The organism is Roseibium sp. M-1 (assembly GCF_054515675.1).
In genome coordinates this window covers 743,272-765,292 of the sequence record NZ_CM137257.1, presented here as the reverse complement: position 1 = coordinate 765,292, position 22,021 = coordinate 743,272, and the positions used below count along the sequence as shown (strand labels likewise).

The 22,021-nt window shown below is 60.3% G+C and carries 19 protein-coding genes, 2 tRNA genes and 1 riboswitch; of the genes, 8 read left to right on the top strand and 13 right to left on the bottom strand.

All coding sequences use genetic code 11. From position 1 onward, the window contains the following. Positions 1-243 precede the first annotated feature (243 nt). Together ACX3M4_RS03525 and ACX3M4_RS03520 are read left to right on the top strand one after the other, a co-directional pair. Positions 244-912, top strand: a complete 669-nt coding sequence (locus ACX3M4_RS03525) for an alpha/beta hydrolase (RefSeq protein ID WP_459357216.1) — start codon at positions 244-246, stop codon at positions 910-912. Positions 913-975: 63 nt separating this feature from the next. After that, positions 976-1,452, top strand: coding sequence for a GNAT family N-acetyltransferase (locus ACX3M4_RS03520; RefSeq protein WP_459357215.1), 477 nt, complete (start codon positions 976-978; stop codon positions 1,450-1,452). A gap of 28 nt (positions 1,453-1,480) precedes the next feature. Here ACX3M4_RS03520 and ACX3M4_RS03515 read toward each other — a convergent pair whose 3' ends face one another. Both ACX3M4_RS03515 and ACX3M4_RS03510 read right to left on the bottom strand, forming a co-directional pair. Next, positions 1,481-2,029 (bottom strand): DUF2155 domain-containing protein, encoded by a 549-nt coding sequence (locus ACX3M4_RS03515; protein WP_459357214.1) that lies wholly within the window; start codon positions 2,027-2,029, stop codon positions 1,481-1,483. Positions 2,030-2,208: 179 nt separating this feature from the next. Continuing rightward, positions 2,209-5,139 (bottom strand): valine--tRNA ligase, encoded by a 2,931-nt coding sequence (locus ACX3M4_RS03510; protein ID WP_459357213.1) that lies wholly within the window; start codon positions 5,137-5,139, stop codon positions 2,209-2,211. A gap of 180 nt (positions 5,140-5,319) precedes the next feature. Here ACX3M4_RS03510 and ACX3M4_RS03505 point away from each other — a divergent pair, with 180 nt between their 5' ends. Then, positions 5,320-5,748: a DUF1284 domain-containing protein gene (locus ACX3M4_RS03505; protein WP_459357212.1), complete on the top strand. Its 429-nt coding sequence runs from the start codon at positions 5,320-5,322 to the stop codon at positions 5,746-5,748. A 21-nt stretch (positions 5,749-5,769) separates the two neighbouring features. On the opposite strand, the gene ACX3M4_RS03500 is transcribed toward ACX3M4_RS03505, so the two are convergent. From ACX3M4_RS03500 to ACX3M4_RS03490, 3 genes are all read right to left on the bottom strand, one after another. Further along, positions 5,770-6,495, bottom strand: a complete 726-nt coding sequence (locus ACX3M4_RS03500; RefSeq protein WP_459357211.1) for a PopZ family protein — start codon at positions 6,493-6,495, stop codon at positions 5,770-5,772. 285 nt (positions 6,496-6,780) lie between these two features. Beyond that, positions 6,781-8,172: a TolC family outer membrane protein gene (locus ACX3M4_RS03495; RefSeq protein WP_459357210.1), complete on the bottom strand. Its 1,392-nt coding sequence runs from the start codon at positions 8,170-8,172 to the stop codon at positions 6,781-6,783. Positions 8,173-8,395: 223 nt separating this feature from the next. Continuing rightward, a complete protein-coding gene (locus tag ACX3M4_RS03490; protein WP_459357209.1) occupies positions 8,396-9,058 on the bottom strand; it encodes a protein-L-isoaspartate O-methyltransferase family protein in 663 nt (220 codons plus the stop codon). Between the two features lie 251 nt (positions 9,059-9,309). Between ACX3M4_RS03490 and ACX3M4_RS03485 the strand changes: the two genes are divergently transcribed. Both ACX3M4_RS03485 and ACX3M4_RS03480 read left to right on the top strand, forming a co-directional pair. Continuing rightward, positions 9,310-9,383 (top strand) — tRNA-Cys (locus tag ACX3M4_RS03485). Positions 9,384-9,508: 125 nt separating this feature from the next. Beyond that, positions 9,509-9,940, top strand: coding sequence for a hypothetical protein (locus tag ACX3M4_RS03480; RefSeq protein WP_459357208.1), 432 nt, complete (start codon positions 9,509-9,511; stop codon positions 9,938-9,940). Positions 9,941-10,010: 70 nt separating this feature from the next. Here ACX3M4_RS03480 and ACX3M4_RS03475 read toward each other — a convergent pair whose 3' ends face one another. Continuing rightward, positions 10,011-10,253, bottom strand: coding sequence for a hypothetical protein (locus ACX3M4_RS03475; RefSeq protein ID WP_459357207.1), 243 nt, complete (start codon positions 10,251-10,253; stop codon positions 10,011-10,013). A gap of 281 nt (positions 10,254-10,534) precedes the next feature. On the opposite strand from ACX3M4_RS03475, the gene cobD reads away from it, so the two are divergent. Next, a complete protein-coding gene (gene cobD / locus ACX3M4_RS03470; protein ID WP_459357206.1) occupies positions 10,535-11,536 on the top strand; it encodes a threonine-phosphate decarboxylase CobD in 1,002 nt (333 codons plus the stop codon). Between the two features lie 11 nt (positions 11,537-11,547). Continuing rightward, the gene (cbiB, locus tag ACX3M4_RS03465) at positions 11,548-12,531 is read left to right on the top strand and encodes an adenosylcobinamide-phosphate synthase CbiB (RefSeq protein ID WP_459357205.1); all 984 of its coding nucleotides are present in this window, start codon (positions 11,548-11,550) and stop codon (positions 12,529-12,531) included. A gap of 44 nt (positions 12,532-12,575) precedes the next feature. Here cbiB and ACX3M4_RS03460 read toward each other — a convergent pair whose 3' ends face one another. Genes ACX3M4_RS03460 through cobU form a run of 7 tightly spaced genes read right to left on the bottom strand, consistent with a single transcriptional unit; the run spans position 12,576 to position 21,256 of the window. Continuing rightward, positions 12,576-13,103 carry a hypothetical protein gene (locus tag ACX3M4_RS03460; RefSeq protein ID WP_459357204.1) on the bottom strand — a complete coding sequence of 176 codons (528 nt, stop codon included), beginning with the start codon at positions 13,101-13,103 and terminating at the stop codon, positions 12,576-12,578. A gap of 58 nt (positions 13,104-13,161) precedes the next feature. Next, positions 13,162-13,641: a protein-tyrosine phosphatase family protein gene (locus ACX3M4_RS03455; protein WP_459357203.1), complete on the bottom strand. Its 480-nt coding sequence runs from the start codon at positions 13,639-13,641 to the stop codon at positions 13,162-13,164. Between the two features lie 22 nt (positions 13,642-13,663). Next, positions 13,664-15,133, bottom strand: a complete 1,470-nt coding sequence (locus tag ACX3M4_RS03450; RefSeq protein ID WP_459357202.1) for a cobyric acid synthase — start codon at positions 15,131-15,133, stop codon at positions 13,664-13,666. A gap of 8 nt (positions 15,134-15,141) precedes the next feature. Then, positions 15,142-15,780: a cob(I)yrinic acid a,c-diamide adenosyltransferase gene (cobO, locus tag ACX3M4_RS03445; protein ID WP_459357201.1), complete on the bottom strand. Its 639-nt coding sequence runs from the start codon at positions 15,778-15,780 to the stop codon at positions 15,142-15,144. Further along, entirely contained in the window at positions 15,777-19,535 is a 3,759-nt protein-coding gene (gene cobN, locus ACX3M4_RS03440) for a cobaltochelatase subunit CobN (RefSeq protein WP_459357200.1), read from the bottom strand. Before cobN ends, cobO begins: the two co-directional genes overlap by 4 nt. A gap of 42 nt (positions 19,536-19,577) precedes the next feature. Beyond that, positions 19,578-20,708 (bottom strand): cobalamin biosynthesis protein CobW, encoded by a 1,131-nt coding sequence (cobW, locus tag ACX3M4_RS03435; RefSeq protein WP_459357199.1) that lies wholly within the window; start codon positions 20,706-20,708, stop codon positions 19,578-19,580. Next, a complete protein-coding gene (cobU, locus tag ACX3M4_RS03430) occupies positions 20,705-21,256 on the bottom strand; it encodes a bifunctional adenosylcobinamide kinase/adenosylcobinamide-phosphate guanylyltransferase (RefSeq protein WP_459357198.1) in 552 nt (183 codons plus the stop codon). Before cobU ends, cobW begins: the two co-directional genes overlap by 4 nt. 34 nt (positions 21,257-21,290) lie before the next feature. Then, positions 21,291-21,503: riboswitch (cobalamin riboswitch) on the bottom strand. 335 nt (positions 21,504-21,838) lie between these two features. On the opposite strand from cobU, the gene ACX3M4_RS03425 reads away from it, so the two are divergent. After that, a tRNA-Asn gene (locus ACX3M4_RS03425) sits at positions 21,839-21,914 on the top strand. Positions 21,915-22,021 lie beyond the last annotated feature (107 nt).

The following is a 22,021-nucleotide window of genomic DNA, read 5'->3' as shown; positions in this document are numbered from 1 at the left end:
GTCAGACACATGTGCGAAATTTCTTGAAATTTTCCGCTGCGCTGACGATAACACCCCCAACCGGTCGAACCGAGCATCGTCTGCCTTTGCGGGATGGTGCGAACTTTCGAATAATTCTAAACAGGGTTCTAAAAACTCGGAGACAAAGAGTCAAGTTTAGACTTACGGGAAACCACGTAGCCAGAACCCAAAATTCCGCGCGCTATTCTCCTGCGCGACAAATTGACAAGGACACAGCGCTTCATGCCTGAGGTGATCTTCAACGGTCCCGCCGGCCGGCTCGAGGGCCGGTTTCATCCCGCCAGAAAACGCAATGCGCCCATCGCCCTGGTGCTGCATCTCCATCCGCAGTTCGGCGGAACGATGAACAACCAGATCGTCTACCAGATGTACTACATGTTCGCCCGGCGCGGATTTGCAGTACTGCGCTTCAATTTCCGCGGCGTCGGCCGGTCCCAGGGTTCCTTCGACCATGGCCAGGGGGAACTGTCCGATGCGGCGGCAGCGCTCGATTGGGTGCAGACCGTGCACCCGGACGCCCGCGCCTGCTGGATCGCCGGTTTCTCCTTCGGTGCCTGGATCGGCATGCAGCTGCTGATGCGCCGCCCGGAAGTGGAAGGCTTCATCTCCGTCGCGCCGCCCGCCAACCTGCATGACTTCTCGTTCCTGGCCCCCTGCCCGTCTTCCGGCCTGATCGTCCATGGCGACAACGACAAGGTGGTGCCTCAAAAGGATGTTCAGACCCTTGTCGACAAGCTGAAGACCCAGAAGGGCATCGTGATCGACCACGAGACCATTCCGGGCGCCAACCATTTCTTCGAGAACGACATGGACGAGCTGATCCAGCGCTGCGGCACCTATGTCGACGGGCGCCTCGGCATCACACCGGCCGATTACATCGATATAGACTGAACCACCTCGCGAAAGACCCGCCACTCGGCGGGTTTTTCATTTGGATTGGGCGCTCAACAAGGCATGACCACTTCCGGCGCAAACTTTGTCATCCGATCCGCGAACCTGCAGGATCTGGCTGGCCTTCGTGAGCTTTATCGCCACCTGATTTCAGACGACCGGCCCGCGCCCGAAGAGCTGCAGCAGAAGACCTTTGCAGGGATGCTCGATCATCCCGGACTAACACTTCTTGTCGGCAAAAAGGGCGATCAGCTGATATCGACCTGTACGCTTGTCATCGTGCCGAACCTCACGCGTGGATGTGCGTCCTACGCCCTCATTGAAAATGTGGTGACGCATAGCGCGTGGCGCGGCAAGGGTGTCGGCCGAGATCTGTTGCAGGCAGCCATCGACAAGGCATTTGCCGAGGGATGTTTCAAGGTCATGCTGATGTCCGGCAACGCCAACATCGAGGCGCACCGCTTCTACGAAACGCTCGGGTTCTTGAAATCCAAGACGGGATTTGAATTGCGCGCGCCTGGTTATCCGCCGCGGCGCTGAGCGCAAACACTTCTCATTTCAGAAAAGATCAACCCTGGAACGGCTTCGGCAAGGGAACGCCGGGACCGCTATCCTGCCCGTCATCAGGACCTGCGAGCGGATCCTCGCCTTCCGGCACGGTGCTGGAGATCGGCGGGCCTGCATAGTCCTCGGGCGGCGGCACTCTAGATGCAAGTTTGCAGTCGGTCAGCCAGATATCGTAGACGGGGTGTTCGACAGCATGCAGTCCAGGGCTCGCCGCAAACATCCAGCCGGAATAGATCCGCCGGACCTCATTGTTGAGCGTAATCTCGTCCACCTGCACGAAACCGGTGGTCAGCGGCGATTCCGTCTGCGGCCGGGAATAGCAGACGCGCGGTGTCACCTGGAGGGCACCGAATTGCACGGTTTCGCCGATATAGACGTCGAAGGAAATGATGCGACCGGTGATCTTGTCGAGGCCGGAAAAAACGGCAACCGGGTTCTCGATCTTTTCCGCATGAGCTGCAAGACCGGGCATACCCACGATGGCAGTCGCAATCCCGAGGGTCGCGCAAAAACGCTTTGCCGTCTTCATCCTGTCAACCAGATCCGCCATCCGCTTCAATTCAAGTCCCCGGTATCGACAACTTCTGCCATCGAGCTTATCCGCGCTTCAACAGCCTCATTCCGTCCGGAACCCGGCTAAGCACACCGGCCGAATCCGGCCGGTTGGCGCTGATCTAATGTCGAATTGCGGCCCGGAAAAGACAAAGTCCTGCCCGGGCCCCAAAATGTCTAGCCGATTTCCGCAAGACGGTTCAGGGCAATCTGAACCTTTTCCAGCTTTTCCCGGGATTCGGCAATCTTTTCCCGCTCGCCGTCGACGACTTCTTCCGGAGCACGGTCGATGAACTTCGGGTTGGAAAGCTTGGCTTCGATCTTCTTGATCTCGCCGTCCAGCTTGCCGGCTTCCTTCTGCAGGCGGGCCTTTTCTGCGCCGAGATCGATCACACCGGCCAGCGGCAGGCAGACCGTGGTTTCGCCAACGATGATCTGGGCCGAACCGGACGGCGCGGTATCGGCGAGATCAACAGTTTCGGCGCGGGCAAGGCGCAGCACTGCGGCCTCGTGCGTCTTCAGCCGGGCCTTCGTCTCGTCATTGGCACCGACAATGACGATTGCGACCTTGGCACCAGCCGGAACGTTCATCTCCGCCCGGACAGAGCGGATCTCAGAAATGAGTGTCACCAGCCAGTTGATCTCGTCCGCCGCGGCCTGGTCGGAAACCCTGGCGTCAGGCCAGGCAGTCAGCATCAGCAATCCGCCGGCCTTCACGCCTTCGTCGCCGAGCCTGTCCCAGAGTTCCTCCGTCAGGAACGGCATGAAGGGATGCAGGATCTTGAGAATTTCGTCGATGGCCCAAGCAGCCGTCGCCCTTGTCTCGGCCTTTGCAGCTTCGTCTTCGCCGTTGAAGATCGGCTTGGCGAGCTCCAGGAACCAGTCGCAGAAGAGGTTCCAGGTAAAGCGGTAAACTGCACCGGCTGCATCGTTGAAGCGGAAGTTCTCAAGGGCACTGGTGACTTCGGCAATGCAACGGCCGGTTTCCGTCGCGATCCAGCGGTTGAGCGTGTGCTGTGCCGTCGCCGGATCGAAACCTTCGACACGGGCGCAGCCGTTCATCTCGGCAAAGCGCGCCGCGTTCCAGAGCTTGGTAGCAAACCGCTGACCGCCTTCGGCTGCCTGGTCGGACATGCGCAGCGTCCGGCGCGACTGCACCTCCTGGCTTGCAAGCGCAAACCGGGTGGCATCTGCGCCGTAGGCGTCGAAAAGCTCAAGCGGATCGAGAACGTTGCCGAGCGATTTCGACATCTTCTTCCCGTTCTTGTCGACCACGATCGAGTTGATATAGACCGTGTGGAATGGCACTTCTTCCATGAAGTGGATGCCCTGCATCATCATGCGGGCAACCCAGAAGAAGATGATGTCGAAGCCGGTGATCAGGACGTCGGTCTTGTAATAGCGCTCCAGCTCCGGCGTCTTGTTTGGCCAGCCGAGAGTCGAGAACGGCCAGAGCGCTGAAGAAAACCAGGTGTCGAGGACGTCTTCGTCGCGTGTCAGCGTCTTGCCGCCGGCCTTCGCAACCGCTTCTTCCTCGGACATCGCGCAATATTCATTGCCATCCTCGTCGTACCACACCGGGATCTGGTGACCCCACCAGAGCTGGCGCGAGATGCACCAGGGCTGGATGTCGTTCAGCCAGTTGTAATAGGTCTTGTCCCAGTTCTCGGGAACGAACTTGGTGGACCCGTCCTGAACGGCCTTCAATGCTGGTGCCGCAAGCGTCTTGGCATCGACGAACCACTGGTCGGTCAGCATCGGTTCGATGACGACCTTGGAGCGGTCTCCATAGGGCTGCATGATCTTCTTGGACTCGACCAGCGGCAGGCGCTCCGGTGCGTCCGTGCCTTCTTCCAGCGGACGTACAATGGCCCGGCCGAGATGGTTCCATTCCGGCGCCTGCCCCTTCATCCAGGCAACGTCCGGATGGTCGGCAGCAACGGTCACTGCAAGGCCTTCGGCCGTGATCTGGTCGATGACGCGCTTGCGCGCCTCGAAACGATCAAGACCGCGCAAGTCGTCCGGCACGATGTTGATGAGATCGACTTCGTTGATCGTCATCTCGGCGCCGTCGATGATCGCCTGGGCCTTGGCAGCTTCCTCGACATAAGGAGCGCCATCGGAGCGCATGGAACCCTGTGTATCCATCAACCGGTACATCGGGATCTTGTTGCGCTGTGCAACGCCATAGTCGTTGAAATCGTGTGCGCCGGTGATCTTCACCGCACCTGAGCCGAAGGTCGGGTCGGGGTACTCATCGGTGATAATCGGGATCAGGCGGCGATGCTCCTTCGGCCCGACCGGAATCTCGCAGAGTTTTCCGACAATCGGCCGGTAGCGCTCGTCGCTCGGGTGAACGGCAACGGCGCCGTCGCCCAGCATGGTTTCCGGACGCGTGGTGGCAATTGAGATATAGCCGCGGATCTCGCGGAGGGTGATGTTCCCGTCCTCATCCTTCTCGACATATTCATAGGTCTCGCCGCCTGCCAGCGGGTACTTGAAGTGCCACATGTGGCCGTCGGACTCTATGTTTTCGACCTCAAGATCGGAAATTGCTGTCTCGAACTTCGGATCCCAGTTCACCAACCGCTTGGACTTGTAGATCAGACCCTCGTTATAAAGGTCGACAAAGACCTTGAGCACCGCCTCCGAGAGGTTCGGCGACATGGTGAATTCCGTGCGGCTCCAATCGCAAGACGCGCCGAGGCGCTTCAACTGACCGAGAATCGTACCTTCCGACTTGCGCTTTTGTTCCCAGACCCGTTCGACAAAGGCTTCGCGCCCCATTTCACGTCGACCACGCTGCTGGTTTTCCATCAGCTCGCGCTCGACGACCATCTGGGTCGCGATGCCCGCGTGGTCGGTGCCCGGCTGCCAGAGGACGTCAAAGCCCTGCATGCGCTTCCAGCGGATCAGAATGTCCTGCAGCGTGTTGTTGAGCGCGTGACCCATATGCAGGGACCCGGTTACGTTGGGGGGCGGAATTACGATGGAAAAGGCAGGTGCGCCGTCCTTGGCACCCGCTCCGGCCTTGAAGGCCTCCGCCTTTTCCCAGGTTTCGTAAATCCGCGGCTCAACGCTGGCCGCATCGTAGGTCTTATCCAGCATCAGGGTCACTCAATGGGGGATGTATCTCGAAATTCGTGAGCCACCGTGTAAATCGGAAGCGCTGCCGCAAGTCAACCGCCTATGCTCGGGAAACGGCTCAAACCGGCGGATTTGCCGAAGCACAAATCTGCCTGACTTTCCTCGCTTGGGCTGGCGACGGTTTGCTGCCATAAGCGTGCCATGACCGTTACGCTCCGCGCCCACCATCTGCTCTGCCTCATGACCTATCTCGGCAAAGGCTATACGCCTGCCTTCGTCGCCAATTACAGCCGCATCGTCCGCCGGCTGAACGATGGTGAATCGGTCCGGCTCGTGCGCGGCCCCGACGATCTTTGCCAGCCAATGCTCACTGAGCCTGCTTGTCACTGCCACAATGAAAGCGTCAGGCTCCGGGACGCCCAGGCTGCAGCCGATGTGGGGACAGTGCTCGGTGTCGACCTCGACACCGTGGAGGACGTGCGTCTCGATGCGGACAGCGTGAAGCAGTTGCGCAATGCGTTCGCAGCCGGGTCTGTTCGCACCGCCTGCACCGGCTGCGAGTGGCACGCGCTCTGCTCGGAGGTAGCCCAAAACGGTTTCAGGGGATGCCGGCTGGCACCCCCTGAGTGAACTTTAGTCTCGAAAGAACGATCAGCGGCCGCGGGTAACGCGCTGAATTTCCTTCTGGACCATCTGCTGCACCATATTGGGCAGGTTCTGATCGAGCCAGGCTTTCAGCATCGGCCGCAGCATTTCCTTGACCAGTTCTTCCACTGTCTGGGCCTGAGAGCCGACAAACATATTCGCAAGATTGTCGAACGCCGCATGAACCTGCTCGCCCGTGTGCTGCGAGGTCAAGGGTGTATCGGCTGCCATATTCGGCAGATTGTCCGGGATCGGCATCGCCGCCAGCAGGTGGTCCGGATCGAAATCCATCGCCGGCTCGGGTTCCGGCTCCGGCATGGGCGGTTCGGCAAAGGAAATATCCCCGGCATCGCCTTCCAGATCGTCGGCCATGCCTTCGACCATATCCATGGCATCATCGGGAATCGCCAGTTCTTCGGTCAATTCCAGAACGTCGTCGCCCTCGTCGTCTTCGGCATCGGCCTCCATGGCCGCAGCCATATCATCCGCGCCTTCATCGACGTCCAGTTCGTCGTCGTCCCCGGCCATGTCGAACAGTTTGTCGAGATCGTCCTGGGACATTTCGGAGGCATTGCCCATATCGTCCGCCGCCTCTTTAGCTACTGGGGTTTCAACTTTCTCGGTGGCACCGCTCTCCCCGGCGCCCTGGGAGTCCTCGTCGGATATGATTCGGCGGATCGATGCGAGGATCTCCTCCATCGACGGCTCTTCAGCCTTTTTCGCCTGTGCCATGACTTCCCCCGTACTTCTCGGCTACGCTAAGGAACACCCAGTTCATTCTGAATGATTCGTTAACCGAAATTATGCGGGTCAATAAGAAACGCGCAAAGCGAGCGCGCTCCCTTACCAACGCCTTTTCCCCTTTTTAGTCGGAAAATGCCGATTCGAGTTGGAAATCGGCCCGGCGTTGAACATCAGTATCCGCTTTATTGTCATGGCTCTGCGCCAAAAAACGAAGCGGCCGAGGATCCTCCGGATCATCAGCCGCTATCGTGAAGACAAATTGTTACCGAGATCTTACCGCCCGTCCGGCGTCCTGAGACCTATCCACTGGTCGCGAACGGCTTCGTAATGCTGCTTCGGATTGTAGCGCGCAACATTCAGGCCAAGCGATTCTGCATCGAGCCGGCCAATGGAGGCCACCAACTGATAGCCGCTGACGATACGATTGCGCTGGGCTGTGACGAGGTTGGACTGCTGGGTCACCAGTTCACGCTGTGCGTCGAGCACATCAAGAGTGGTGCGCTGTCCGACCCGCTGTTCCTCGATAACGCCTTCCAACGCCAGTTGCTGCGCCTCGACCGCAGCCTGGGCAGCGACGATCGACGCCTCTGCAGCCTGATAGTTGCCCCAGGCGGAAATGACATTCGCCCGAACCTGATCGCGTGTCACGTCCAACTGCAGCCGGGTCTGGCCGAGTTCTTCCTTGGCTTGGCGCACACGGGAGGAAACACCACCGCCCTGATAGAGCGGAATGCTGACATTCCCGAAAATCTGGGCATTGTCGCTGTAATCCGTCACTGAGGACGGGTTCCACGACCGGGAAATGCTGCCGTCAAGGGTCACGGTCGGCAGCAATTCGCCTTCGATCGCCTTGATGTTGAAGATCGCCGCATCAACGAGATGCTGCGCCTGGCGGATCAGCGGCTGATTGCTTTCGCTGAGCTGCATCGCCTGGTCGATGGACTTAGGCACAAAACGGCTGATGCTGGTGTCGGCCGAAAGGCTTTTGGCCTCGATGCCGATCACCTGACGGTAGATGGCGCGGCTGGTATTGAGGTTGGCAAGGGCCGTATTGAGGCTTGCCCTTGCTTCGGCCGAACGGGCTTCGGCCTGGCTGACATCGGTTCGCGTGCCCTCGCCCACATCGAACCTGTCGCGCGCAGCCCGGACCTGTTCCTCAAGAAAGGCCAGATCGCTGCGCTGCAGGGAAACGAGAGCGGTATCGCGGATCACATCGACATAGGATGTCGCAGCGTCCAGGAGCGTGTCCTGTTCAGTCGACATCAGGCTTTCACGCTGTGCCCGGACAACAGCCTCGGCCTGCCGGGTGGAATTGACAGTCCGGAAGCCGCGGAACAGGGTCTGGCTGATGGACAGCGAAATCGACGCATTGTTGCGATAGTCGATCACGCTGTCGGACCCGGTCGCGAGGCGGCCGGCTGAAGCGGATGCGGAAACCGTCGGGCGCCACCCGGACAAAGCCTGCGGAACATTTTCATCGACACCGCGCAACTGCGCGCGCGCTGCATTCAAAGTGGGGTTGTTGGCATAGGCCAGCGCCAGGGAATCGCGGATGGTTTCCGCGCCGGCAGGCGACAGTCCCGCCGAACCCAGCGCAGCGACGGAAACACCACCCAGCAGGCCCATGGCAAGGGTCAATATTCTCAAAGCTGAACGACCAGACACGCCACACTCCTTCCGGGTCAACCTACTCGAACCAGTTGAGTAAACTGATGGGTGTTGTTCTTCAACCATTTGACCGATTTTTGCAAATCCGCAATGCGGATTTTCCGTGAGTGCGGCTTATTGGCAACAAGGTGTCGATACGGCACCTGCTGCTGCGCCGCGCAAAGAAAAACCCGCCGGAAAACGGCGGGTTCAATTTCGAGTACGCGGAATTTCCGGCAGTTTAGAAGACGAATTCAGCGGCCTTCGCAAAACCTGGCAGCAAACTGACCGAGGCGTTGAAGCCGTAGCGGCTGCTCACGGCCGTGCCGGACTTCTGATAGAGCTTGGCAACACCGGCCCCGCCCTGCCCTTCGACCACGGCTAGGCGTCCGTCCGGCTTCAACTGGGCGGTCAGCGCATCCGGCAGCACTTCCACGGCACCGTCCACCAGGATCACGTCATAGGGACCTTCGGCGGCGAAACCTGCAACGAGGGGGCCTTCGACCACGACCGCGTTTTCGATACCCAGATCGACAAGCACTTCAGTCGCGGTCTTGGCGAGATCGGCGTTCTCTTCAAGCGCCACCACGGAGGCAGCCAGCTTGGAGACGACAGCGGCGCTGTAACCCGTGCCTGCACCGACCACCAGAACCACATCGCCCTCGCGGATTTCCGCCAGTTGAACAAGCTTGCCGAAAATGTGGGGTTTCATCAGCATGCGGCCGCTTTCCGTGGAACCGACCGGCAGGTCTTCGTCGATATAGGCGACGGTCCGCTTGGAGGCCGGTACGAAACGTTCCCGCGGCACCAGTTCCATGGCGTCCAGGATCCGGTGATCGGTCACATCGTTGGTGCGCAGCTGGTTGTCCACCATCTTGCGGCGGGACTGGTTAAAGTCCGTCATATCGGCCCTCACTCTGACATGCCGTGTTACCGGCGCCTCTTGAGAAACGTTCATTAGCGATGCAAAGGCACCCTGACAAGTATCAGTCGCTACTGAACTCCCAAAGGGTTTTCGCTTTTGGCGGAAAATCGCCGCAATCCGCCCTTCCCATCCAGGCATGCCCCAGGCAGCGGTGGAAATATGAAGCGGCCTGCATTCAGGACTTGACCAATCCCTCCAAGTGATTGATAACGCGCGGCACACCACCTTGGGGCCCTGTGGCGGAGTGGTGACGCAGCGGATTGCAAATCCGTCAACACCGGTTCGATTCCGGTCGGGGCCTCCAAACTCTCCACCATGTCTAACCGCCAACGCAAGCCCTTTGGGCTTCGGTGCCGTTTGCCGCGACTCCCTCTTTCCCCTACGTCATGATAGCGTCTGTATGAGCAATATCAGACCGGGGATGCGTTCATGAAACCGTCAGGCGGCAATGCGTACGCGGCAAAGAAACCCGCACGCGTCATCACCACGTCAACCATGAAGCGGGTTGAGCCTCCAAAGCCCCGCAAGGTACCGCAACTGGTGGCTCCTTCCGACAACACGGACGCGCTGGTGGAAACGCTGCGCCAGCGTATCAACGATCTGGAAACGCGGATTGCGGCGCTTGAAAGCGTCATCTCGTTCCAGAATCAGGACGTTGTCATCAGCGCGCCCAAGAGCGTCCTGATCCAGGGGCTCGACACGGTCGAAATCTCGGCCGCCAGCAAGGTGAAGCTTTCCGCCTCAATCATCGAAGCCAACACCCCGACCGCCAAGTTTTCCGGCATTCTGGAATGCGATGTGCTGCAGGCCAACACGGTCATCGGCGCGGCCTATACGCCAGGCGCCGGGAATATCTGGTAGGTGGAAAAAACCTCACTGCAACAATTCCACGCAGCGATACGGCACAGTCGAAACGGTCAAGTGACATGCCTCACCCGGACCGCCGCGCCGGCGTTCCGTGCGCCCTTGCGTGAAAGAAATCTTCCGTCCCGGTGAGCACCTGCGCGAATTCGTCGATCTCGGCAATGATCGCACTGGCCGATCGCGACAAACCCGAACGTGGCCGCATGCAGCGCTGTGCGTCAAGCAATGCCTGGCGTGCCCGGCCGAGCTGCTCCAGAAGTGCATCGCGGTCGAAGTCCTTCGCGGGCGATTTGGTGTGACTGTCTGGCACGATTGGTCCTCACATGCACACTGTTCTCTTTTTGTTCTTTTTAGGACTGCGACATGAACTGTCAACACGCCTTGAGTTGCAGGCGAGAACCCGTCTATTCCAGGTTCGTGCATGTGGGTGCCACATTCCCAGCAAGGCCTTGTTTCATTTGTGTGTACTCAGGTCGCACTTGCGGCGGGCCATGTCGGGAACAGTCTGTACTTTTGTACCTGCGACCGGCTAGATGACATTCCGGATGGGCGCATCCTCAAACGGGCCGCTCGAGACAAAAGGCGCATTTCATGGAACATGGCGGGGACCTCAGCCTTGCGATCGAACGCTTCGGCGGCAAACACGCGGACTGGCTGGATCTATCGACGGGCATCAATCCCTACAGCTACCCGCTGACCGATGGCGTTTCCGAAAGCTCCTGGACCGAACTGCCGTCCCGCGCAGCCGGTGAACGGCTGATCGCCGCGGCCCGGCACGCCTACCGCATTCCCGATCATATGGCTGTTGCCGCTGCGCCCGGCACCCAGATCCTTCTTTCCCTGCTGCCGCTTGTTCTGCCAGACGGGCCTGTTGTACTCGCCTCGCCGACCTACTCCAGTCACAAGGATGCCTGGACACGCGAAGGCCGGCCGCCGGTCGAGGTCTCCAGCGTCTATTCCTTTCCCGACGACGCAAAGGTCCTGGTTCTGGTCAATCCGAACAATCCGGACGGACGCCTGATTGACGTCAAGAGCCTGCTGGAGATCGCCCGTATCCTGACGGAACGCGGCGGGTATCTGGTTGTGGACGAGGCCTTCGCCGACGTTGTTCCCGGATCGGGCCTGTTGCCGCATGCCGGCAAGGAAAACATTCTGGTGCTTCGCTCCTTCGGAAAGTTCTTCGGGCTCGCGGGTCTCAGGCTTGGCTTTATCGCCGGGTCCAAACCGGCTGTCGCCCGGATTTCCGCTATTCTGGAAAGCTGGAGCCTCAGCGGACCCGCTCTGGAAATCGGAACGCGTGCGCTCAAGGATGCCGAGTGGCAGGACCACATGACCCGGCGGCTGATCGAGGATATGGCGGACCTGACGGTTTCCCTCTCCGAATGCGGCCTCAGCGTTTTCGGCGGCACACCGCTTTATGCGCTCGCGGGCCTGCGCAAGCCGAAGGAACTGCACGAAGCCCTGGCCCGCCGGAAGATCTGGACCCGGGTCTTCGACTACGCCCCGACCTGGATCCGCTTCGGCCTGCCTGGCGGCCCTGAAAATCTCGCGAGGCTTTCGAAAGCCCTTGTCGAGGCGCAACAGGAAATCTGACCGGCCTTCCGATGCTGTTTTACGACCACGCCCTCTGGCTGCTTCTGGCCGCGCTTCTGGTTGATGCCGTGATCGGCGATCCGGATTGGGTATGGGAACGCCTGCCCCATCCGGTCGTCTGGATCGGCAAGGTCATCGGCCTGTTCGACCGGCATTTCAACAAGACGGATTTCAGCGCGGGCACCCGCAAGCTCGGAGGCGTACTGACGCTGATGGCGCTGCTCGCCGGCTCCATCCTTGCGGGCGTCGCCATCGAGGTGGCCGCATCCAAAATTCCCTATGGCCGCATCCTGGAAGTTGTCGTTGCCGCTGTCTTCATCGCACAGAACTCGCTCTACCGGCATGTCGCAGCTGTCCGTGACGGCCTGCTGAAGAACGGACTGGAAGGCGGTCGCAAGGCGGTATCCATGATCGTCGGCCGCGATCCGAAGCGTCTCGACGAGGCCGGCGTGTCACGAGCCGCAATCGAATCCTGTGCCGAAAACTTTTCCGATGGCATCGTTGCACCTGTTTTCTGGTTCGCAGTCCTCGGCCTGCCCGGCCTGATCGCATACAAGGCCGTCAATACCGCCGACAGCATGATCGGCCACAAGAACGAGATCTATGCCGAATTCGGCTGGGCCGCCGCCCGTTTCGACGACCTGATCAATTTTCCGGCCTCGCGCCTCTCCGGCCTTTTCGTCGCCCTCTGCGCGCCGCTCGCCCGCGGTTCCGTCCGGCAAAGCTTCGCCTGCATCCTGGAAGATGCCCGCAAGCATCGTTCTCCCAATGCCGGCTGGCCGGAAGCGGCCATGGCCGGAGCCCTCGGCCTCGCCCTTGCCGGCCCGCGCATCTACAAGGACTATACAGTCAACGACCGTTTCCTGAATTCAAAGGGACGCCGGGATGCCAACGCTGGCGATATCACGCGGGCTCTCAGGATTCTGGTTGGGTGTTATGCCCTGGAGGCGCTGATCATTGCCGTTCTGGCTGCAGGCCTGGCACTGACCCTCTAAGGAACGCCATTTTAGAGAACTACCATTGTCGGTCAAAGAAAGGGTCATTTCTCGGCTTGGTCGACCTCTATTGTAGGCGAAAGCCTGCGGAGCTTGGCAAAAAGGCTTGCAATACCGCCAGAAAAGGCAATGAGAGCGAGTCCCGCGACCAATTCGAAAGCTGCTGCCCAATAGCCCGCCGTATCCTGCGGTGACAAAGGCTGGCTGCCGAGACCATGGTCCGACATGTTCGCCAAAAAGATGTGATAGTAGACAAGATCGTGCAGTCCGAGAAAACCAAAATAAAGACCGATCGTCGCGATTCCAGCAGATTGAAATCGCGAAACTTGGCTCCGGTCCTGGTCTATTTCTCCTCTCTGCCGTGGTAGCCCGATCAGTATCGCTCTCGGGTAGCTGAAGACCAGCACAGAAACGAATAAATTTAGAACGACCACCAAAACCTGTAGGCGAATTATTGTGTCTGGAACATTTCCCATGACGTCGACAACGGTTGCCGGAATGTATGCAACAGCCTTCATAAAAAAGTAGATTGCAAACAGGCGAATGATTGCGAGCGGCAAATGAAAGAGCATTGAAACTTTCCAACAAACGAATGAAGCGGCGTAAGAACCATTGGTAAAAATGACAGGCTCAAAGCCTGAAAGAAAGAATGAAATCGCGTTGCTCCGAGGTGTCAGGCACAGCAACGCCCCGGCTTTTTGAAACGGTATCGATAGCATCACTTGCGTTGATACCTAGAGCTACGAGCACGCAGCAGACAACCAAGCCTGACCGGCCGATCCCCGCCCGGCAATGAACCGAGACGCCCTTCCCCTGAGACAGATCCTCAACGATAGAAGCAACAATCTCGCGAACCACTTCCAGCCCTGGAACGTGCCTGTCTGGAACCGGTACAGATGTAAACTCGAGGCCGATCTGATTACAATTGGCTTCCTCCTGATCCAGCCCCAGAATTTCGGCCTCTTCAGCGGTTAGCATCGAGACGATCCGATCGACACCCTGCTCCCTCAACCGGGCAAGATCATCCTCCAGCCAATCGCCCGACGGCTTCGGCATCAGATAGAGCTTGCCCAGTGTGGGAATGTTGACGGGATAAAAGGAGGGTAACATTCGAAGCAAACCGATTTTGGGATCAGGAACAGCGGGCAATCTCGAGAATAAGGTCCGTATCCAGCACCTGCTCAAGATGTCCGGCAAGGGCGTCCAATATCCGGTCGATATCCCGCTCATAAGATAGGCTCGACCCGGCTCCAAAACCGCCAAGATAAGCCGCGCGGAAGGCATCGTCGGTGAAGAGGCCGTGCATATAGGTGCCGCAGACGCGGCCGTCAGCGGATACGGCGCCGTCGGGCCGTCCGTCTTCCAGCCGCATCATCGGCGCGCTGCAGCCGGGGCCATCCGTGCGGCCGACATGGATTTCATAGCCTGAAACCGGTGCACCGCTGGCCAGATGTGTGCCGCTTGCCGCCACAGTCGACTTTTCCTGGGTCAGAATCGTGTCGACTGCGAGATATCCGAGCCCCTCCACCGTTCCAGGCGATCCCTCGATCCCATCCGGATCGGCAATGGTCCGCCCGAGCATCTGGTAGCCGCCACAGACCCCAAGGACGTGCCCGCCCCGGCGGTGATGCGCCTTCAGATCGATGTCCCAGCCCTGTTTCCGGAAGAACTCCAGGTCCCCGATCGTGGACTTGGAACCCGGTAACAACACGATATCCGCGTCTCCGGGCAACGGAGTCCCGGGCTGCACAAGTTCAAGCGTCACGCCGGGTTCCAGCCGCAGCGGATCGAGATCGTCGAAATTGGCAATCCGGGAAATGACCGGCACGACCACCTTGAGCCCGCCGGAACCGAAGCCGTCGGCAAGCCCGAGCGCATCCTCTGCCGGCAGCTTCGCCGCATCCGCAATCCAGGGTACGACGCCAAGGCCATGCCAGCCGGTGCGGCTTTCGATTTCGTGCAAGCCCTCGGCAAAGAGGCTCGGATCCCCCCGGAACCGGTTGATGAAAAAGCCCTTGATCCGCTGCCGCTCCGCCTCTTCCAGAACGGTATGCGTGCCGACAACGGAGGCAATCACCCCGCCGCGATCGATATCCGCGCACAGGATCACCGGCAGGTCGGCCGCCTCGGCAAAGCCCATATTGGCAATGTCACCGGATCTGAGATTGATCTCCGCCGGACTGCCCGCCCCCTCGACAACCACTAGATTCGCTCCTGAAGCGTTGATCTCAAAACTCTCCAGAACCTTCGGTAATAATTCGGCTTTTTGCCTTCCGTATTCCCGTGCGCGCATCGTGCCGAACCGCTTGCCCTGGACGATGACCTGAGCGCCGGTTTCGGTTTCCGGTTTCAGCAGGACAGGGTTCATATGAACGCTCAAGGGCACCCGGCAGCCCATTGCCTGCAGTGCCTGTGCCCGGCCGATCTCACCACCGTCGGCCGTGACAGCCGCGTTGTTCGACATGTTCTGCGGCTTGAACGGACGAACGTTCAGACCCCGGTTGGCAAAGAGACGGCAAAGGCCGGCGACGATCAGGCTCTTGCCGACATTCGAGCCGGTGCCCTGGATCATGATCGCCGGCGTGCGGGGTTTGGAATGCATGGAAAGCCCTAGAACTCGATGCCTTCCTGCGGCTTCACGCCGGAGCGGAACGGATGCTTGATCTGCGTCATGTCGGTGACGAGATCTGCAATCTCAATCAGCTCGTCCTTTGCGTTGCGGCCGGTGATGACCACGTGAACGTCGTCCGGCTTCTCGTTCTGCAGGAAATCGACCACTTCGGCGATGTCGAGATAGTCGTAGCGCAGCACGATGTTGAGCTCGTCGCAAAGGATCAGCCGGTACTCACCGGACGTGATCATCTCCTTGGCAGCTTCCCAGGCTTCCTTCGCGGCATCGATGTCGCGCTGCCTGTCCTGTGTTTCCCAGGTGAAGCCTTCCCCCATGCGCTTGATGGTAACGAGATCCGAGAAGCGTTCCAGCGCCATGCGTTCGCCGGTCTCGATCCGGCCCTTGACGAACTGGACAACGCCGACCTTGTGGCCATGGCCGAGGGACCGGAACACCATACCGAAACCGGCGGTCGACTTGCCCTTGCCCTTGCCGGTGTGAACGATCAGGAGGCCCTTCTCGATGGTCTTGGTGGCCATGATCTTGTCGCGCGCGGCTTTCTTCTTGCGCATCTTTTCCGCATGGCGGGCGTTGAGTTCGTCTTCGGAGAGTTCCGGCTTGTCCTTGTCCGCAGTCACGATGCGTTGCTCCCTTCCAGTCTTGTTTTCAAGTCACCCAGTGCAGCATGGGTCGAATTGCGCCGCGGCGTCCAGAGGCCGCGCTCGATCGCTTCCTGAAACCGCGACAGCATTTCATTGAGGCCGGCAGGGTTGGCGTCCTTGAGAAAATCCAGCACGGCCGGATCGTCCAGGTAGGCGTCATAGAGCTGATCGAAGTGATGATCGCCGACAGCCCGGGTCGTCGCGGCAAAGGCGAAGAGATAGTCGAGCGTCGCGACCATCTCGAATGCGCCCTTGTAGCCATGGCGCATGACCCCGGCGATCCATTTCGGATTGGCTGCCCGGCCCCGTACAACGCGGCCGATTTCCTCCGACAGCGTGCGCACGACAGGGCGTTCCGGCCGCGAATGATCGTTGTGATAGACCTTTGGCGCGGTGCCTTTCAGGCTTTCGACCGTCGCCGCAAGCCCGCCCTCGAATTGATAATAGTCGTCGCTGTCGAGAAGGTCGTGTTCGCGGTTGTCCTGATTGTGAAGAACGGCATCGACCGATTTCAACCGTTCTTCCAGATCGTGCCGTGCGACCGTTCCCTCCGCGCCGCCGCCATAGGCATAACCGCCCCATGTCAGGAACGCATCGGCGAAATCGGCCCGTTCTGACCAGATCCCCTCGTCGATCAGGGCCTGCAGGCCTGCACCGTAAGCACCAGGCTTGGATCCGAAGACCCGGAAACCGGCTCGACGCGTCGCTTCAGCGGCATCGAATCCCTCGCCCTGCAGCTTGCGTGTCTCGGCCCGCATGCGCGCGGCCACAGGATTGGCCTCTTCCGGCTCGTCGAGCTTGCCGATAGCCCGGACGGCGCTGTCGAACAGATCCATCTGATGCGGAAAGGCGTCGCGGAAGAATCCGGAAACCCGCAGCGTGACATCGATGCGAGGACGGCCGAGTTCAGAAAGCTTCAGGATCTCGAATCCGGTGACGCGGCCCGATCCCTGTTCCCAGACCGGCCTTGCGCCGATCAGTGCCAGAGCCTGGGCAATGTCGTCACCGCCGGTGCGCATGTTGGCCGTGCCCCAGCAGGTCAGCACCAGGGCCTTGGGCCACTCGCCTTCCTCCTGGAAATGGCGTTCGGCGACAAGGCCGGCGGATTGCCACCCGAGGCGCCAGGCGGTTTCAGTCGGCACCGCCCGCACATCGACGGAATAGAAGTTCCGCCCGGTAGGCAGCACGTCGGGACGCCCGCGCGACGGCGCACCGGAAGGACCGGGCGCAACGAAACCGCCGCTTAGCGCCATCAGCACCGCAGCAGTTTCCGCCGGGCCGGACCCGATCACGGACGGTTTCAATTTCTGCTCTATTTCTTCCAGAACCGCTCTGGTCTCCACCCAGGTTTCAGCTGCGGTCTGCATTCCTGAAACAAGATCGCAAGCCAGCAGTTCAAGCCGCTCGACCGTATCGCCGTGGGAACGCCAGGAAGCGTCCATGATGTCTTGCAGGACAGCCGGTTTTTCCAGCGTCCAGAGGTCGGAAAATTCGCAATCGAGCGGATCGAAGCCACTGAACCCGAGGTCCCTGGCAAGAGCTCGCTGCAGGCTCTCGCCGGCCGGGTCGCTGCCGCGTGGCACCCGGGCCAGCGCTACCAGCAGATCCGTCAACAGATCGCCCTCCGGACTTTCGCCCAGGATATGCAGGCCGTCGCGGATCTGCAGTTCCTTCAGATCGCAAAGATGCGCGTCAAGGCGTGCAAGACGGGTTTCTTCGTCCATGCCAGGCTCAAGGCCGATATCCTTGTCAAGGCCATGGCGGGCGGCTGCATCGAGAATATCCCGTGTCAGCGCCTTGAGACGGCGGGGATCGACACCGCTGGCGAGATAATATTCGTCGAGCAGCGTTTCCAGCTCTTCGGCGACCCCATGGCTTTCCGCGCGGGCGAGTGGCGGGGTCAGGTGATCGACAATGACAGCAGCCGTCCGCCTTTTGGCCTGAGCGCCCTCGCCCGGATCGTTGACGATGAAGGGATAGATATTCGGCACCGGTCCAAGCACGGCTTCCGGAAAGCAACCTTCAGACAGCGCCAGCGCCTTGCCCGGAAGCCATTCCAGATTACCGTGTTTCCCGAGATGAATGACTGCATCCGTGCCGAATGTCTCGCGCAGCCAGATGTAGAAGGCGAAATAATGGTGCGGCGGCACCAGTGCCGGATCGTGATAGGTCTCCTTCGGATCGATGTTGTAGCCGCGCGCGGGCTGGATGCCGACCACCTGGTTGCCGAACCGGTGCAAGGCAAGACGGAAGTCGCCACCGGTCACATGCGGGTCGTCCTCCGGTTTCCCCCACCGGTCATTTACCGCAGAGCGAACCGCCAAAGGCAGCCTATCGAAGGCGGCCCGGTATGCCTCGAGCGACAGCGTCTGAAAGCCTGCTCGCAGGTTCCGGCTGTCCAGAGCGTTGGTCATACCGGATGTCAGAACCTCCATGAGTGCAGCCGAACCGCTTGGCGCCTCACCAACCTCGTAGCCAGCCGCCGCCATCGCCTTAAGGACGCCCACACACGAGGCCGGCGTGTCGAGACCGACACCATTGGCGAGCCGGCCGTCCTTGTTCGGATAGTTGGCAAGGATCAGCGCGGTCTTCTTCTCTGCTGCTGGCGTGCGCCCAAGCTTTGCCCAGGCCGCTGCCAGTTCCGCAGTGAAGCGCATCCGGTCCGGCACCGGCGTGAACCGCACCGGTGTCGATTGGGTTGCCTCATCGAAGACCCCCTCTTCCTTGAAGGAGACGGCGCGTGTCAGAATCCGGCCGTCGATTTCCGGCAACGCAACATGCATTGCAAGGTCGCGGATCGACAGACCTTGGTCGCTTTCTACCCACCCGTCCTTCGAGGACGAGGAAAACACCACCTGCAATACGGGCTTGCCTGGCCGGTCGAGTGGTGTCGTCTGATGCGCGGTCCCCGCCTTGGAGACAGCAAAGGCAGTGCCGTTCAGAACGACATCCGGAAGTGTTGCCTCGAACAGGTTCTCCAGAACGGCAACGGATTCGGCTTCCTTGAGGCTCGACACATAGACCGGCAGCGCGTTGACGCCTGCCTCGCCGAGTGCTTCAACCAACGCATCCACCGGGGCGGTCTGCGAACCTTGCACCAGCGCTCGGTAGAAAACGATCGCGGCGACGGGACGCGCTATGTCGCTCCAGGAAGCCTTCAGATCGTCCAGCCCCGGGGCGATGTGCCCCGGCAGATAGATCCCGGCCCGTGGCAGCGGCACCGGATGAGCCGGGTCCTCGGCCTTGCCGATGAGGTGGGCCGCGTAGGTCAGCGCGTTCACATAGTTCTCCGAACCACCCTCGACGCAATAGCGCCAGAACCGGTGCACTTCGGCTGTCGGCCGCGTCGAGCGGGACGTCAGGTCCTCGTCCCACTTGTCATCGCCTGGAACGACGATCAGGTCGATCCCGCGCGCCCGCGCCTCTTCCTCGATGCGTTCCAGACCATAGCGCCAGTATTCGACACCGCCGAGAATGCGCAGGATCACCAGCTTCGAGCCACTGACCGTCTTTTCGGCATAAAGGTCGACCGAATAGGGGTGCGACAACGCCATCAGGTTCGCGAGACGAAGGCTTGCCCGCCCCGCGCCCGACCGGTGATGCGCTGCTGCGAAACTGCCGAGTTCGGTATCGGCCGCCGACAGGAACAGGATGTCGGCCGGGGACTGGCCGAGATCGACCGCGTCCCCTCCGTCGTCGATCCGGCGCGTCTGGCTGGCGAGAATATGCATCAGCTGCTTTTTCTTCCGGTATTCCGTTTAGTCTTCTTGCTTTCAGGCGGCCGCGCTCAATTCGCCCAGCAGCGAACGCACACCGGCAAGATCCAGCCCCTTGAGACCGATCACAACCAGCTTGCCGGCGCTTTCCGCCCCTGCCGCGAACCAGGTTTCGACGCGTGGCCCGACGGCCTGAACCATGGCCGGCGCCGCCTTGCCTTCGACACGAACCGCACCCTTGATGCGCAGCACGCCTTTCAGCGCCATGGCTTCCAGCACCTTAGCTTCCGCATCCTTCAGGCTGGCAAAGGCACTGACTTCGAGCACATGGCTTTCGAAATCGTCGTGATGATGATGGTCGTGGTGGTGATCATGATGATGGTCGTCGTCATCGTGGTCATGGTCATTATCGTCGTGATCATGGTCGTGGTCATCGTCGTGATGATGGTGATGATGCTCGTGGCGGAGGGCCATGTCGTCTTCGGCAGCGGACTCGCGGCCGAGCAGGACCTCGATCGGCAGCGTGCCCTTCTCGGCAGAGACGATATGTACGGCGGGGCGCACATCCGCGGCAATCCGCTCGTGAACGGTCTTCAGAACATCCTCGGCGACGAGATCAGCCTTGTTCAGCACCACCAGATCCGCGCAGCGGAGCTGATCATGGAAAAGCTCTTCAACCGGACTGTCGTGGTCGAGCGCCTCATCGGCGGCCCGCTGCGCGGCCAAAGCCTCTTCGTCAAGGGCGATGCGGCCTTCGGCGAGCGCGGCTGCGTCCAGAACCGTCACGACACCATCCACGGTCACCTTCGGTTTGACACTCGGCCAGGAAAAGGCGCGCACCAGCGGCTGCGGCAAAGCGAGACCAGACGTTTCGATGACGATATGCTCCGGCGGGTTGTCGCGGGCGAGCAACATTTCCATGGTCGGCAGGAAATCGTCGGCGACAGTGCAGCAGATGCAGCCGTTGGTCAGCTCGACCACTTCTTCGGCGGCGCAATCCGGATCGGCGCAGCCGTTCACCAGCGAACCGTCGAATCCCATGTCGCCGAATTCGTTGACGATCAGCGCGATCCGCTTGCCGTTGGCATTGGTCAGGAGATTACGGATCAGCGTGGTCTTGCCCGCGCCCAGAAACCCGGTGACGATGGTTGCCGGGATTTTCCGGCCCGACTGTTGAGAAGAAGTCATAATCTGATATCCGGTTGAGAGGTGGGTTTCAGAAGGATCGGCAGGCCGGCGGCAACGAACACCACTTTGGAGCAGACCCCGGCCATAACCTGATTGAGCCGGCCCTGCGCATCGCGGAACGACCTTGAGAGGCGGTTCTCCGGCACGATGCCCATGCCGACCTCGTTGGAGACGAAAACAACAGGACCGGCAAGCCTGGGCACCGCCGCGCAGAGCTGCGCGGTTTCTTCGGCAAGATCCCTTTTGGCAAAGAGAAGATTGGAGAGCCAGAGCGTCAGGCAATCGACGAGAATGGCCCGGTCCGGACGGCTTTCGGCGGCAAGAATGCCGGCAAGGTCGGTCTGTTCCTCGATTGTCTTCCAGGTGTCGCCACGCTGTTGCCTGTGCAAGGCGATGCGCTTGCCCATTTCCGCGTCATGGGCGGCGCCGGTCGCGACATAGAGTTTCGGAAAACCGGTCTCTTCCACGAGCCGTTCGGCGAACCGGCTCTTGCCGGAGCGGGCTCCGCCGAGGACCAGGGCGGTCCGTGCGCCGTGTTGATCAGTCAAATCCGTCTCCCGGCCGTCCACCCGACGGTCCCCAAGGGTTGTTCCTGCGACGGCCGGTCTCCTGGCTTGCGGTTCATCGCGTCTGCACCCCTTCCCGGCTCGTTTCAAGCCAGTGGTTTTCGTGCAGCCGCTCACCGCTCACAGTTGCGGGGGCAGCTCCGGATCTGGAGCAATCAGCTCCGCACCGGATTCCCGTTTCATCCGGACCGGGCACACGCCCTCTCCGGAACCGTCAGGACCTTCCTAACCGGATCTTGAGGCGCACACAAGCACCGCTCTTTTCACTCGTTCGGCAAGCACACTGCGCCCGATCCCGCGCAAACACCTGATTATCCGGCCGCATCCTTGCAAGCTTTGCGGATGGTTGAGCTGTTTCGATGTATCAAAGTGCTGGAAACGCAGCGTTTTACAGGCCGTTTCTAACCTCTATCGGTCTGAAAAATATCGGGTTTTCCACATAGGCTCCAAAAAAACGCCAGAGCGGAGAAAAAAACGCCTTGAGGGGCTTGGCAAACGGATCAAGCCTTTGATATACGCATCTCCATCGACGGGGCGGCAACACGCTGGCCCCGAGCGTGGTGATCCCCAGTAGCTCAGTTGGTAGAGCAAGCGACTGTTAATCGCTGGGTCGCTGGTTCGAGTCCGGCCTGGGGAGCCATCACCACTCTCTTCTAAATCCAAGAAATCATTGAGTTGTAGAAGCTCTGGGTCCTCCAGGCGCACGTTACGCGTTTGTCGATAGGGTACACCGAGTGCGTATTTGCA